The sequence below is a fragment of the Acinetobacter sp. V2 genome, from assembly GCF_001188385.1.
GTDB classification, from domain to species: Bacteria; Pseudomonadota; Gammaproteobacteria; order Pseudomonadales; family Moraxellaceae; genus Acinetobacter; species Acinetobacter oleivorans.
This window is the reverse complement of sequence record NZ_JZFB01000001.1, coordinates 1,637,391-1,652,084: the sequence shown is the minus strand read 5'-3', so window position 1 is coordinate 1,652,084 and position 14,694 is coordinate 1,637,391. Positions and strand designations below refer to the sequence as shown.

12 protein-coding genes are annotated in these 14,694 nt (G+C 38.1%); 8 read left to right on the top strand and 4 right to left on the bottom strand.

The genetic code is table 11. The features are described 5' to 3' along the window. The 8 genes from UC75_RS07590 to blp2 all read left to right on the top strand — a co-directional run. A partial coding sequence (locus UC75_RS07590; RefSeq protein ID WP_228137160.1) for an amino acid permease occupies positions 1–1,084 on the top strand: 1,084 nt, incomplete at its 5' end. Between the two features lie 476 nt (positions 1,085–1,560). After that, positions 1,561–2,592 (top strand): substrate-binding domain-containing protein, encoded by a 1,032-nt coding sequence (locus UC75_RS07585; RefSeq protein ID WP_049837205.1) that lies wholly within the window; start codon positions 1,561–1,563, stop codon positions 2,590–2,592. A gap of 99 nt (positions 2,593–2,691) precedes the next feature. Continuing rightward, positions 2,692–4,071: a phosphate ABC transporter permease subunit PstC gene (gene pstC / locus UC75_RS07580; RefSeq protein ID WP_005307309.1), complete on the top strand. Its 1,380-nt coding sequence runs from the start codon at positions 2,692–2,694 to the stop codon at positions 4,069–4,071. After that, positions 4,068–5,465, top strand: coding sequence for a phosphate ABC transporter permease PstA (gene pstA / locus UC75_RS07575; RefSeq protein ID WP_049837204.1), 1,398 nt, complete (start codon positions 4,068–4,070; stop codon positions 5,463–5,465). Before pstC ends, pstA begins: the two co-directional genes overlap by 4 nt. Before the next feature lie 13 nt (positions 5,466–5,478). Continuing rightward, complete coding sequence (gene pstB, locus UC75_RS07570) at positions 5,479–6,381, top strand: phosphate ABC transporter ATP-binding protein PstB (RefSeq protein ID WP_005307307.1); 903 nt, start codon at positions 5,479–5,481, stop codon at positions 6,379–6,381. 147 nt (positions 6,382–6,528) lie between these two features. Then, positions 6,529–7,491 carry a protease SohB gene (gene sohB / locus UC75_RS07565; RefSeq protein WP_049837203.1) on the top strand — a complete coding sequence of 321 codons (963 nt, stop codon included), beginning with the start codon at positions 6,529–6,531 and terminating at the stop codon, positions 7,489–7,491. 137 nt (positions 7,492–7,628) lie between these two features. Next, positions 7,629–8,246, top strand: coding sequence for a cytochrome b/b6 domain-containing protein (locus UC75_RS07560; RefSeq protein WP_049837202.1), 618 nt, complete (start codon positions 7,629–7,631; stop codon positions 8,244–8,246). Between the two features lie 245 nt (positions 8,247–8,491). Then, the gene (blp2, locus tag UC75_RS07555; RefSeq protein WP_049837201.1) at positions 8,492–10,681 is read left to right on the top strand and encodes an Ig-like repeat protein Blp2; all 2,190 of its coding nucleotides are present in this window, start codon (positions 8,492–8,494) and stop codon (positions 10,679–10,681) included. Positions 10,682–10,722: 41 nt separating this feature from the next. Here the strand turns inward: blp2 and UC75_RS07550 are convergent, their stop codons facing one another. The 4 genes from UC75_RS07550 to mnmA form a co-directional block, all read right to left on the bottom strand. Continuing rightward, positions 10,723–11,361 carry a DUF2238 domain-containing protein gene (locus tag UC75_RS07550; protein ID WP_049837200.1) on the bottom strand — a complete coding sequence of 213 codons (639 nt, stop codon included), beginning with the start codon at positions 11,359–11,361 and terminating at the stop codon, positions 10,723–10,725. An 82-nt stretch (positions 11,362–11,443) separates the two neighbouring features. Next, positions 11,444–12,832, bottom strand: coding sequence for an adenylosuccinate lyase (purB, locus tag UC75_RS07545; RefSeq protein WP_004790879.1), 1,389 nt, complete (start codon positions 12,830–12,832; stop codon positions 11,444–11,446). A 55-nt stretch (positions 12,833–12,887) separates the two neighbouring features. After that, positions 12,888–13,619 (bottom strand): high frequency lysogenization protein HflD, encoded by a 732-nt coding sequence (hflD, locus tag UC75_RS07540; RefSeq protein ID WP_004643577.1) that lies wholly within the window; start codon positions 13,617–13,619, stop codon positions 12,888–12,890. Between the two features lie 13 nt (positions 13,620–13,632). Beyond that, a partial coding sequence (mnmA, locus tag UC75_RS07535) for a tRNA 2-thiouridine(34) synthase MnmA (protein WP_228137159.1) occupies positions 13,633–14,694 on the bottom strand: 1,062 nt, incomplete at its 5' end.

Here is a 14,694-nt window from a genome sequence, read left to right as displayed (position 1 = left end):
GTTGTATGTGCTGGTAAGCATGGCTGAACTCAGTGCAATTGGAACCTTCATTCAGTTCTGGTGGCCTGAAATTCCTACTTGGCTGACTGCTTTACTTTTCTTTATTTTAATTAACGGCATTAACTTGGTGAATGTCCGCTTTTTTGGGGAATCCGAATTCTTATTTTCCTGCATTAAGATTGTTGCAATTTTAAGCATGATTGGTTTTGGTACTTATCTCTTATTTACAGGTTCTGCTGGTCCGCAAGCAGGTATTGCGAATTTATGGCAACACGGTGGTTTCTTCCCGCATGGGATTCACGGTTTTGTCATGGCTTTAGCCGTTATTATGTTTGCATTTGGTGGTCTAGAACTTATTGGTATTGCTGCTGCTGAAACGAAAAAACCTGAGACTACTATTCCAAAAGCAGTGAACCAAATTGTTTATCGTATTTTAATTTTTTACATCGGTGCTATTGGGATCTTACTGTGTCTTTACCCTTGGAATATGGTGGCAGAAGGCGGTAGCCCATTTGTTATGATTTTCCAGTCATTAAACAGTAATGGCGTTGCGAATGTTCTAAACTTTGTGGTCTTAATTGCTGCTATTTCGGTTTATAACAGCTGTATCTATTGTAATAGTCGTATGCTGCATGGTTTAGCAGAGCAGGGCAATGCTCCGGCAATTTTGAAAAAAGTAAATAGCCGTGGTATTCCAGTTCCAGCAGCGATTGTTTCTGCATCAATCACAGCAATATGTGTGGTCGTAAATTACTTGATTCCTGGACAAGCCTTTCAGCTCTTTATGATGCTTGTTGTGGCTGCACTTGTGATTAACTGGCTCATGATTTCAGTCACACATTTGAAATTTACCAAAGCAATGAAATTGCAAAAACGCCAAACTAAGTTCCAAAGCATTATGAGTCCATGGAGTAATTACTTAACCATTAGCTTTGTATGCTTTATTCTTATTATTATGGCAATGACGCCAGATATGAGATTGGCCGTTATTTTAGGTCCAATCTGGCTTGCTGTTTTAGCACTGATGTATTTCTTCAAATACCGCAGAAAAATGGTCGCAATGCCAGAAGTACAATCGAATTAATCCACTAAATTTACAACGATATTGCGGTTACCTTACACACGGTAGGTAACCCTTTATCTTTTGTCATATTATTTTCATGTTACAAAGAAATTATTATCTACCGTAATTTTTGTTCAGAATTTTAGTAATAAAATTATTTTTAGTAGTAAAAGTAAAAATATAGTTAAATTATCGATTTTTAAAATAATTATAATATCTTTTGGTTTAATATTTTATGAATACTTAAAATCTATATTTTTAATCAGTGTCATAATAGAGACTAATATACAGAGTAAAATATCCACTCAGATTGAATTAAATATTTGATAACAGATAAAAAATAATAATGTGACAATTAACAATATCGAAATCATTAAAGCGTCATCATACTGTAACTTAATTGTCATATTTTCTATTCACAATGCAGCTATCGAAGAGCGTACAAGCACTCAACAAAAAGTGACGTACAACCTATTGCATTAATGAGAGAGAACAGAATGCGCTTAAATCCACGTCAAATCGCAATTGCGTTAGCAGTAACTGGGGCAGCTGTAACAACGACTGCAAATGCAGCTCGTGATACGATTCAAATTGCTGGTTCTTCAACTGTACTACCATTTGCCAGCGTTGTAGCTGAAGAGTTTGGTAATACATTTCCTCAATTTAAAACTCCTGTAGTTGGTTCTGGCGGTTCTTCTGCTGGTTTGAAACAATTCTGTCAAGGTGTTGGCGATAACACAATCGACGTTGCTAACGCTTCTCGTAAAATTAAAAGCACTGAAATTGAAGCTTGTAACAAAGCTGGTGTAAAACAAATTCAAGAAATCAAAATTGGTTACGACGGTATCGTATTTGCGTCTAACTCACACAAAGCAGCTTATAAATTAAAACCTTACCATGTGTTTGCTGCTTTAGCTGCACAGTTACCTTCAAATGGTAAATTGGTTCCAAACCCATATACAAACTGGAACCAGATTGATAAATCACTTCCAAATGAACCAATTACTCTTGTAATTCCTGCATCTAACCACGGTACTCGTGAAGTTTTCCAAGAGAAAATGGTTGATGCTGGTTGTGAAGCGTATGAATACTTCAAGAACTTAGATAAAGATGCTCAGAAGAAAGCATGTTCTACTTTCCGTAAAGATGGCCGTGTAATTGAAATTGCTGGTGACTATACAGAAACTCTAGCTCGCTTAAAAACTTCTCCAAGTGCAGTAGGCGTGTTTGGTTTAAGTTTCTATGATATGAACCGTGACAAGTTACGTGTAGCAACTGTAAATAACGTTCTTCCATCTGAGAAAACTGTATTGAACGGTACATATCCTGTGTCTCGTCCATTATTCTTCTACGTGAAAGGCGAACATTTAAAATCAGTTAAAGGCTTACCGCAATATGTAGAATATTTCGTAAGCAAAAAAGCAACAGGTAAAGGCTCTAAAGCTGAACGTGATGGCTTAATCGCAATGTCTGATGCTGAACGTGCAAAAGTATTGGCTGACTTTAAAGCAGGTAAAACTGTTAAATAAGTTAGTTTGAATAGAGGCTGGTGATCTTGAGAGTTCATCAGCCTTTTTGTCTAACTTGTTTTTCCAAATTATGACAATTGAGAAAACAGTGGAGAGTACATGAATCTGCTACTTATCGGTGTGTTGTTAGCCCTTGTGGCAATCGCATATCAACTTGGGCTGAGAAAGAGCCGTAGCCTAGCAGGTAAGGGAAGCAACTCGGCGACATTACATTCTCGTCCTGGTTATTATGGTGCACTGGTTGGTCTTTGGTGCGGTATCCCTGCTTTTTTAATTTTGATCATTTGGAGCTTGGTTGAACCAAGTATTTTAAATCACATTATCTTTAATAATATTCCTGCATCTGTAAGTGCATCACTTGATGAAGCTGGCAGAAGTGTTTTGATTGATCGTGTTCAAGCGATTGCTTCAGGTTTTGGGGTAAGTGATAAGCCGGCTGCCTATGAATTAGCTGCTGCACAACAGTTTGCAAAATTTCAAACCATTGGCTCTTTTGCCAAATTTGCTGTTGTAGTTTGTGCAGCTTTATTAGGTTTAGTGTGGGCAAAGAAAAAGATTAATCAACAATATCGTGCACGTAACCAAGTTGAACGTGCCATTAATGTTGCTTTGATTTTATGTTCAGGTGTTGCGATTTTAACAACCATCGGTATTGTGATGTCGATGTTTGGCGAAGCAATGCACTTCTTCCGTTTTGTAAGCCCGCTTGATTTCTTCTTCGGAACAGAGTGGAACCCAGGCTTTAGTACTTCAGGTAATGCAGAAGGTAGTTATGGTTTATTGCCATTACTCTGGGGCACACTCATGGTCAGCGGCATTGCTTTATTAGTGGCCGTACCCATTGGATTAATGATTGCCATTTATTTAGCTGAATATGCTTCTCCGTGGTTACGCTCGTGGGCAAAACCAACAATTGAAGTTTTAGCGGGTATTCCAACAATTGTTTATGGTGTTTTTGCCATGATGATTATTGGACCATTTTTCAAGACAGCTGGTGCTTACGTTGGTCTTGAAATTAACGCGACCAGTGCTTTAACTGCTGGTTTCGTGATGGGGATTATGATTATTCCGTTTGTTTCTTCTTTATCAGACGACATTATTACCCAAGTACCTCGTGCACTACGTGACGGTTCTTTAGGACTTGGAGCAACTAAGTCAGAAACAATTCGCCAAGTCGTTTTACCTGCTGCGTTACCGGGTATCACTGGTGCCTTTTTATTAGCTGTCTCTCGGGCCGTAGGGGAAACCATGATTGTGGTTTTGGCAGCAGGGAACAGTCCACTTTTACATGCAAATCCATTTGAAGCTGTTTCGACAGTGACCGTTACGATAGTAAAACAGTTAACTGGTGATACTGACTTTGCCAGCCCACAAGCTTTGGTTGCATTCGCGTTAGGTCTGACACTCTTTGTGATTACCTTATGTTTAAACATTGTTGCACTGTACATTGTGCGTAAATACCGTGAGCAATACGAATGAGTACATCAAATACATCGTCTCCTATGGATCAGAACGTATTTGATCCACAAGCTGCTGCTCAAGCACGTGATCGCCGTAAAAAAGTGATTGAAAAGTCATTGGCTAAACGTCACCGTAAAGAAAAAGCTTTCCGTTTTGCTGGTTTATCGGCAGTTGTTATTGGTCTTGCATTCGTAGCGCTATTGTTTAGCAGTATTTTGGCAAAAGGTTTACCTGCTTTTTGGCAAACGAGCATGAATGTTCCAATTTACTTCGATCCGAAAGTAATTGATGCAGGTCCAGTACCTGTACGTACTCAAGGTGAAACACCTGCTCATTACCAAGAGCGTTATGTAGCTTGGCAAACAAAAATGGGTATGGTGGATTGGGACGGCATCATTGTAAATGGAATGATTGCCAAAGATCCTGCACTTGCTAGTGAACGTGATTACTTAAGTAGTCTTTATGCGAGTTCAGAGGCTTATCGTTTACGTGACATGGTTTTTGCAGACCCATCACTCATTGGTAAAAAAGAAAATATTAATTTCTTGGGCGATGCCAATGTTGATGTTTGGTTAAAAGGTAATATTGACCGTTCATTGCCAGATGATCAGCAACAACTTGAACCAGAAGTACGTAAACTTGCGGATGAACTAAAAGCAAAAGGTGTTCTTGAAAATACGTTCAATTTAAACTTGTTTAAGAATCCGGACTCTCGTAGTTCACCTGCAATTAGTGGTCTTGCTGGCGCATTTATGGGTTCATTATTCATGATGCTGATTGTGATCATTATTGCGATTCCAATTGGTGTTGCCAGCGCAATCTATCTTGAAGAATTTGCTCCAAAGAATATTGTTACAGACATTATTGAAGTTAACATCAATAACCTTGCTGCTGTTCCTTCAATTGTGTTTGGTTTACTCGGTGCGGCAATTTTTATTGGCTGGATGCATTTACCGTTATCTGCTCCATTAGTCGGTGGTTTAGTTTTAAGTTTGATGACATTACCAACAGTCATTATTACGACACGTGCTTCATTAAAAGCAGTGCCACCTTCTATTCGTCAAGCTGCACTTGGTTTGGGAGCTTCTAAATTCCAGACTATTTTCCACCACGTTTTACCATTAGCTTTACCAGGCATTATGACCGGCTCAATTATTGGTGTTGCTCATGCGCTTGGTGAAACGGCACCTTTACTTTTAATTGGAATGAGTGCATTCGTTGCAAGTATTCCAGCAACACCATTTGATCAATCAACTGCATTACCTGTCCAAGTTTACTTATGGCAAGGTAATGAGTTGCGTAACTTCTTCGAAGGCCGTACTGCCGCTGCGATTATCGTACTACTTGCACTAATGATTGGTTTAAACAGTCTTGCAATTTGGTTACGTAAAAAGTTCGAAGTGCGTTGGTAATAGAGGATAAATAATGAATACTATTGATATTACGAATTCCTTAGAAAAGGATAAGTTAGTGAACACTGAACAATCTCAATTTACAGATAAATCGCAGAATCATGGCACTTCGTATGTTTCGCATTTTGAACCACAAACTTCAAAAAAGCAGAACTCAACCGAAATCAAAATTAGTGCACAAGATGCCCATGTTTATTATGGTGATTTTGAAGCGATTAAAGGTATTGACCTCGATATTTACAAGAACGAAGTTATTGCTTTTATTGGACCGTCAGGTTGTGGTAAATCGACCTTTCTTCGTACGATAAACCGCATGAATGACACTATTGATGGTTGCCGTGTGACAGGTAAAATTACACTCGATAACCACAATATTTATGATCCAAACCTTGATGTCGTATTATTACGTGCTCAGGTTGGTATGGTATTCCAAAAGCCAAACCCGTTCCCTAAAACTATTTTTGATAACGTGGCTTATGGTCCTAAACTTCACGGTCTAGCACGTGATAAATATGATCTTGAAGAAATTGTTGAAAATAGCTTGCGTAAAGCGGGTCTATGGGACGAAGTGAAAGACCGTTTGAATCAACCGGGTACTGGTTTATCAGGTGGTCAGCAACAACGTTTATGTATTGCTCGTACGATTGCAGTAAGTCCTGAAGTGATTTTGATGGATGAGCCATGTTCTGCGCTTGACCCAATCGCGACAGCAAAAATCGAAGAATTAATTTCTGAATTATCAACGCAATATACAATTGTTATTGTGACTCACTCAATGCAACAAGCGGCACGCGTGTCTGATCGTACTGCTTATTTCCATTTAGGTGATTTGATTGAAGTTAACTCAACTGAAAAAGTCTTTACTCAACCTGACCATCAGTTGACGGAAGCTTATATTACTGGACGATTCGGTTAACTAGTCATCCATATAAAAAAAAGAGCCATGTGCTCTTTTTTTATTTTATAAATGAAAATGACTCTATTTTGCAAAAACGCTATTGAATTTTAATCAAAACGACCACATCTTAAGGCTATAAAAGATAACTTATGAGCTTAGAATTTTATGTTATTCCATTTGCCTAAACTCCCTGCAGAAATACGTGTGAGTCATTTAAATGCACGTGTAAATGAACAGAGAAAAAAAATTGCACAAACAACTGCAAGCCGTTTAGAACTTTTACAATTGGCTCAACAACTTGCTAAAGAAGCTAAAATTCGCCGTAAAAATAATCAAAAAATCTTTGTTTTAGATTTTAAGGGTGATATCCAAGCCTCAGCAGTTGAAAACTTGCGAGAAGAAATTACCCTCATTTTAGCAACTGCTAAAGCAGGCCGTGACCGTGTTGTGGTTCGCCTTGAAAGCCCGGGTGGCATGGTACATGGTTATGGTCTAGCAGCAGCTCAATTGGTACGCTTACGCGATGCAGGCTTCCATTTGACGATTTGCGTAGACAAAGTAGCAGCAAGTGGCGGCTATATGATGGCATGTATTGCAAATGAAATTATTGCAGCGCCGTTTGCTATTGTTGGTTCAATTGGTGTGGTTGCTCAAGTTCCAAACTTTAACCGTCTTTTAAAACAACACAATGTGGATTTCGAGCTTTACACAGCAGGGCAATATAAACGTACTGTCACGATGTTTGGTGAAAATACCCCTGAAGGTAAAGCGAAGTTCGAAGAAGAGCTTCAACAAACTCATGTGTTATTTAAGCACTTTGTAGAAAAGTACCGTCCACAACTTAATGTTGATAAAGTCGCTACAGGTGAGCATTGGTATGGTGAAGACGCGCTAGAGCTAAACCTTGTTGATAAATTACAAACATCTGATGAGTATCTATTGGCGTTATTACCACAACATGATGTTTATGTGATTAATACACGTAAGAAAGCGACTTTAGGTGAAAAGTTAGGTTTACAAGCAGCTCAAATGGCAGATAGCTTGATTCCAGCTGTAATGAATAAAGTTGCAGACACGTTGGCCAAAGCCAATTCAACTTTAGTACAAATGCGTGATACTAGATTTTAATTAAGCTAAATTTTGAAATAGAGAGTGCCTGTAAGGGTGCTCTTTTTTTATGTGAGTGATGAAAGAAATTTGATTAATATTTGTTTAAGTTTCTATTGTAAAAGTTATAGTTAACTTTTCACTTCTGAGTTTTTGTGATGTCAAAAACATGGCCACACATTGATATTCTCATACGTATTTTACATATCATTATTATGCTTGGTTTTATTGGTGCTTACTTCACAGGAGACAATGAAGATCTGCACCAAGTCCATATGATGTTTGGTTACGTACTTCTTATTAGTATTACTGCGCGAGTGATCTGGCATTTTTTGAGTCCACGTATTTCAAGTACAATACCGTTCGGTATTAAAAAGCGAAGTAACATAGCGATAAATGCGATTAAAAAATCTTTAAGTCATTCAAACTCTAAGAGTATTTTTTCTAAAAATTCAATTCATTCAATCAGTATTGCACTTTTTCAAACTTCAATTGTACTTATATTTCTCGTGATTCCAATTGTGGTGGGGTTAGGGTATGCGACTGAGCATGTTAATTTTTCTTTGAAAGACCTACACGAATTTTTTGCAAACTTGTTTTTAGCTTTGGTTTTATTGCATGTTTTAACTCTTATTCTAAATAGCATTTTTGCAAAACGTTTTCAGGGCTGGAGTATGCTAAAAATGACCTTGTCAGATGCGAAAATAACTAAATTTGCTGCTTTATTTCTTTTGATTCTGATAGGTACTTTCAGCTTCTTTTACTTACGAATGTAAATGATGGCCTTAATATATGAGAGATTTAGTAAATACTCGAACAGGGCGATATTTAAGGTTGATATGAGTTTTATGAGAAATAGATATTTTAATTAAAAGTCAAAAATAATTATTGATAAACATGCTTTTTGAATTGTGATAAACACATGGTTTTGATATTTTAAACAGCAATAAAATAGCTTTTAGATGAATCATTTAAAAAGTTAGACATTTAAAAATATAACTGAAATTCAGGATAGGAAATAATGACAAGAATAATTGTGGCATCCAAAGAGGGTTTGGACGTTCTACAAGATGGTCAGCTCAATAAAGTGGTTTTAAACCAACCAGCAATCATTCAAATTGGTGTAAGTCAAAAAGATATAGCATCGATGGAAAAGCAGGGTGGAAGTCTTATCATCCATTTAAAAAATGGTGAAACCCTTGTTTTAGAAAATTTCTTTAATGAAGCAACAAATACAACAGACCATTCACTTGTTTTTCCGACTGAACACGGAAAATTTGTTGAAGCCCAATTCGACGCACAAGGTAAGGTGATTGACTATACAGGTTTAAACCATGTCACAGATTTAGCTTATACAAGCACTAGTCAACCAGCGTCAACAATGGCGGTTGATGATTCCCCAACGTTTTCGATGGGTAATGTGTTAAAAGCTGGCTTAGCAGTTTTAGCTGCTGAAGGTTTATATTTGTGGGCTTTTGATAAAGATGACAAAGATGATTCACCTGTTGATGTCCCAAATACTGCGAAACCAACAGAACTAAAACTTGCAGATGATGCCGTTACAGTCACTGGTAAGGCAGAAGCTAATGCCAAAATTTATATTAAAGATTTAAGTGGAAATGTGGTTGCTTCTGGTAACGCAGATGCAAGTGGTAATTTTACTATTAAACTCGAGAAACCTTTGGCAGATGGAAATAAATTAAATGTTTCTGCTCAAAATGGGGACGGTAAAGAGTCTATCGCTGCTACTATTACAGGTACAAAAGATACAATTGCGCCAGATGCTCCACAAGCTCAGTTAAGTGAAGATGGTTCGATCTTAACTGGTAAAACTGAAGGTAGCGCTAATATTAGTGTTTATGATGCTAGCGGAAAATTATTAGGAACTGTAAAAGCAAATTCAGATGGTATCTTTTCTTTAAAGCTTACTCCTCCATTGACCAATGAAGCAGGTGGTAAAGTAGTTGCTGTAGATAAAGCTGGAAATGAATCTGAGCCAACTAAAATCATTGCTGGAAAGGACACTTTTGCTCCAGATGCTCCTTTAGTTGAAGTGAATAAAGAAGGAACAGTAGTTGAAGGAAAAGCAGAGGCTAATACAAAAGTTCAAATAAAAGATGCTGATGGTAAAGTCATTGGAACTGGGACGGCCAATGCTCAAGGTGAATTTCAAATCACGCTTTCTTCTGCCTTAAAAGAATCTCAAAAGGCTACAATCATTGTTGAAGATGCAGCGGGTAATACCTCTAAGCCCTTAGAAATTTCTATAGGTTATGACACTATAGCGCCAGATAAACCTACAGCTCAAATTAATGGGGATGGGACAACAGTAACAGGAACTGCCGAAGCTAATGCGAAAATACAAATAACAATAGGTACTAAGGTAATTGGTACGGGAACGGCAGATGCAAATGGAAAATTTACAATCACTATTTCACCTGCTTTAACGGATAATAATAAAGCGAATGTTACTGCAATAGATGGGGCCGGTAATAGTTCTGAAACGAGTCAAATTACAGGTACAAAGGATACAACACCACCATCTAAGCCTGTGTTAAAAGGTTTAGATGATGATGTAGGGCCTCTAAAAGGAGCAATTACAGCAGGTTCTGAAACCGATGATGCTAAACCAAAATTTACTGTTCAAGTTGAAGCCAACGCGACCTTAACTATTTATGATAATGGAGTCGCAATTTCGATTCTTAAAGTTGGTCAGGTAGGTGCCAATAATCTATGGTCATTTACACTTGATAAAGATTTAGCTATTGGAAAACATACAATTACTTTAATGCAAACAGATGCAGCCGGACTTACTAGTGAAGTGAGTTCATCATTTACCTTTTATGTCGTCGCGCCAAAAGTGGCGAGTACGAGTGAAGTTGTCAGTAGTGATGTAAATAAAGTTGTCCCTTCTGTGGCCGATAGTGTCGAGTTAAATACATTAAAGTTAGCGCAAACTACAACCAATGAAACGACTAGTCAGCAGCAAAAATCTGTGTCATTAGATGATTTATTGAAAAGTTCTTCAACGGATGCTTCTGACCCAATCGCAAAAATTTTATCTGCAACAGATTCTAAACCTGTAGTGAATGAGCAGAGCGAAGTAAATAATACAGCGAGTGATGTCACAACGAATCTAGAACAGCTTCTACCAAATACGACTTCTTCGGCTTTATCAAATCTGTTAGATCAAACTTATTCAGTCGTCTAAAGAACTCTTAAAAAAAGCGCTCATTGAGCGCTTTTTTTTATTTATGAATTATTTATTTTAGGTGTTTTTATAAGAGCTGCCAGTCCATAGAGAATTGCACCGATCGTTGCTAATAACATATCTTTATGGGCATCCCACATGTCGCCTTGTTGGCCATTATAATTTTCGGCTTGCTCTGGCGATAAGCCAATCGCAATTACCCATTCAATGAGTTCATAAAAGACACTAGATGCCATGACGAATTGGATCACAAGTAAAAACAGAGTAAAAGGTCGAGCTGTCGGTAACCAAACTTGAAAAACTCGATAAATAAGAGGGTAGAGTAAAACTCCATAGGCAAGATGAACTAAACGATCATACATGTTACGAGACCATCCCATGTATTGATCTAGATTAAAATGGAATATATGTTGAATCCAGTTATTGTACGGAACATATGAGTACAGGTAGTGTGCACCAATAATATGGATGAGCAAGAAACCTAAATAGAAAGTAAAACTTAAATAATCGAGACCAATCTTTTTAAAAATAATAAATAAGAGGACTAACATAAAAACTGTACCCACCTGATGAAGTAAATAAGCTTCAAATTCAAGGGGCTGAATACCAGACAATATGATAGCAATAAAAATAAGGCCAAGAGCAATATAGTGTTTAAGTTTGAATTGTTTTTCGATCATTTTAGAAATAGTACTTTATTGTGCTTTATATCAGTGTAATAAAAAAGCGAAGCCGAAGCTCCGCTTTTTATGAACTTTTTAATTAGATTTTGCTAATTAAATCGTTAATTTGTTTAGCTTGTTCAGCTGCATTACCTGTGTAAGTTGCTGGAGTAAGTTCAGCTAAACGTGCGCGCTCTTCGCTTGGTACTTGAGAAAGTTCATCACCATTTACGAAGTTAACCATCATGTCGCGAGTCATTGCTTGACCACGAGTTAATGCTTTTAACTTTTCATATGGCTTTTCAACGTTATAACGACGCATAACAGTTTGAATTGGCTCTGCTAAAACTTCTTGAGCTTGATCAAGATCTTCAAGTAAACGGTTTGCATTGAGCTCAAGTTTACCAACACCTTTTAAACACGCATCAAAAGCAATTAAACTTTGCGCAAAACCAACACCCATATTACGAAGTACAGTAGAGTCAGTTAAGTCACGTTGCCAGCGAGAAATTGGTAATTTTTCGCCTAAGTGTGCCAATACAGCATTCGCAATACCTAAGTTACCTTCAGAGTTTTCAAAGTCAATTGGGTTAACTTTGTGTGGCATAGTTGAAGAACCAACTTCACCATCTTTCAATCTTTGTTTGAAGTAACCTAAAGAAATGTAACCCCATACGTCACGGTTAAAGTCGATTAAGATCGTGTTAAAGCGACGTAACGCATCAAACAACTCTGCCATGTAGTCATGTGGTTCGATTTGTGTCGTGTACGGGTTGAATGTTAAACCTAAAGATTCAACAAATGCTTGAGCATGTGCAGCCCAGTCAACATCTGGGTAAGCTGAAAGGTGAGCATTGTAGTTACCTACAGCACCATTGATTTTGCCTAGTAGCTCAACATTTTCAAACTGTTTAATTTGGCGAGCTAAACGGTATGCAACGTTCGCCATTTCTTTACCCAAAGTTGTTGGGCTTGCAGTTTGACCGTGTGTACGAGACAACATTGGTTGTTCAGCGTGAGCTGTTGCTAAAGTAGAGATCGCATTTAAAATTTGCTTCATGCTTGATACTAAAACTTCGCGGCCATTTTTAAGCATAAGTGCATGAGACAAGTTATTGATGTCTTCCGAAGTACATGCAAAGTGAATGAATTCACCCGCATTTTGTAATTCAGCGATACCTGCGATTTTCTCTTTTAAGAAATATTCAACAGCTTTTACATCATGGTTAGTTGTACGCTCAATTTCTTTAATGCGGTTAGCATCTTCTTCAGAAAAGTTGCTAACAATTGCATCTAAAGCTGCATTTGTTTCATTTGAAAAAGGAGCAACTTCAACAATTTCTGGACGGTTAGAAAGCGCTTGTAACCAACGCACTTCTACAGTGACACGAGCATGAATTAAACCAAACTCAGAAAGAAAAGGGCGTAGCGCATCACATTTACTGGCATAACGTCCATCTAATGGTGATAGTGCGGTTAAAGCGTTCATAACGATTCCTTAATGTTGGAATAAACATAAAACAAAAAATAATCTCTTTACAGCCTTAGATGACTTGGTACTGTAAACGAGCAAGTGCCTGAATATCCTGTAGCAATTTACGTTTGCTAAAAATCATGTTCCACGAACTACCACCGAGTTGTCGCCATAAATGGGCCATTTGCAAGCCAGTAAACAGACAAGCGCGGATGCGGTTAGTATGGTTGGTATCTTTAAATGCTTCTGCATTACCACGAACGAGAATGCGAGGGTTAATCTGCCCAGCAGTATCAACATAGGTTTGAGCCAAATTGGCTAAAATGCTTGGGTGTAAGTAGTTATTATCAAAAAAAGAAAGCTGTTTTAAAATCTTTTGCTGAGCTTTTTCAATGATTGCGACGTATTCAGGATTGCTATAGACCTTCTTTTCTAATTGCAAAAGGGACATCGCATATGACATTGGAAGCTTAGCTGTGCCCATTTTTGGAAGGCGAGATTTGGGCATATTTGTAAAAGGTTGAGTAATACAATTTTCGAGGGTTTTAAGCCCTAAAGAAATATCTGCCAACTGATTAAAAAAATCTAATGTTTGAACACCATTGTTGACTGTAGGGCGAATATTTAAACTCGCTTTGATTAACAGCTCAAAATAGAAGTTACCACTTTCACCAATACTCTGCTGACCAGTTAAAGCTGTCATGTGCGTGAGCTGGGTAGCCTGAAATACCCCAGCCAAGGCAAGGGCACGGTTTTGGCGAACATTCAAGGCTTGTGATTGTTGAAATGGTAACTCCACCATGTCATTCATTCCCTTAAATAAAATTTGGTGTAGGGGCATTTGTATGGTGAATGACACCCCCGCCTAAGCAAACTTCATCTGAATAAAATACAACGCTTTGACCCGGTGTAACAGCACGCTGAGGTTCATCAAACTCAACTCGTACACCGTGTTCACTATTTTCATCAATAAAAACTGTACATGCCTGATCAGGTTGGCGATAGCGTGTTTTAGCTGTACAGCGTAAACCTTCAACAGGAATATTCTGTTCACCAGCCACCCAGTCAATTGACTCACTCCAAAGCTGTGTGCTTTGCATGAGAGGGTGTTCATGTCCCTGACCAATAACTAGGCGATTATTGGCAATATCTTTATGCAGTACGAACCATGCACCTTCCGCTGCACCTTTCAAACCACCTAGACCAATTCCACCACGTTGACCGAGCGTATAGTACATCAGACCGTGATGTTCACCAACTTCTTTACCTGTATCAAGTACAATTTTTCCAGGTTGAGCGGGCAAATATTGTTTAAGGAAGTCATTAAATCGACGTTCGCCAATAAAACAGATGCCTGTAGAGTCTTTTTTCTTGGCTGTAGCAAGATCAAGTTCTTCAGCAATTCTGCGAACTTCTGGCTTTTCAATCTCACCTACTGGAAATAGGGTTTTGTTAATTTCTTTACCATGAACAGCATGCAAGAAATAAGTTTGGTCTTTGTTATTGTCTACACCACGTAATAATGGTGCGTATGCTTCGCCTTTCGAGTTGTAAGCAGTTTCACCACGGCGAGCATAATGACCAGTCGCGATAAAGTCTGCACCTAAAGTCATGGCATGATCTAAAAATGCACGGAACTTAATTTCTTTATTACATAAAATGTCGGGGTTTGGGGTGCGTCCAGCTGCATATTCAGCTAAGAAAAGTTCAAACACGCGGTCCCAATATTCCATAGCAAAGTTTGCTGTATGGAGTTTAATACCGATTTTATCTGCTACTGCTTGAGCATCGGCTAAATCTTCCATTGCCGTACAGTATTCCGTGCCGTCGTCTTCCTCCCAGTTCTTCATGAAAAGACCTTCAACTTGATATCCTTG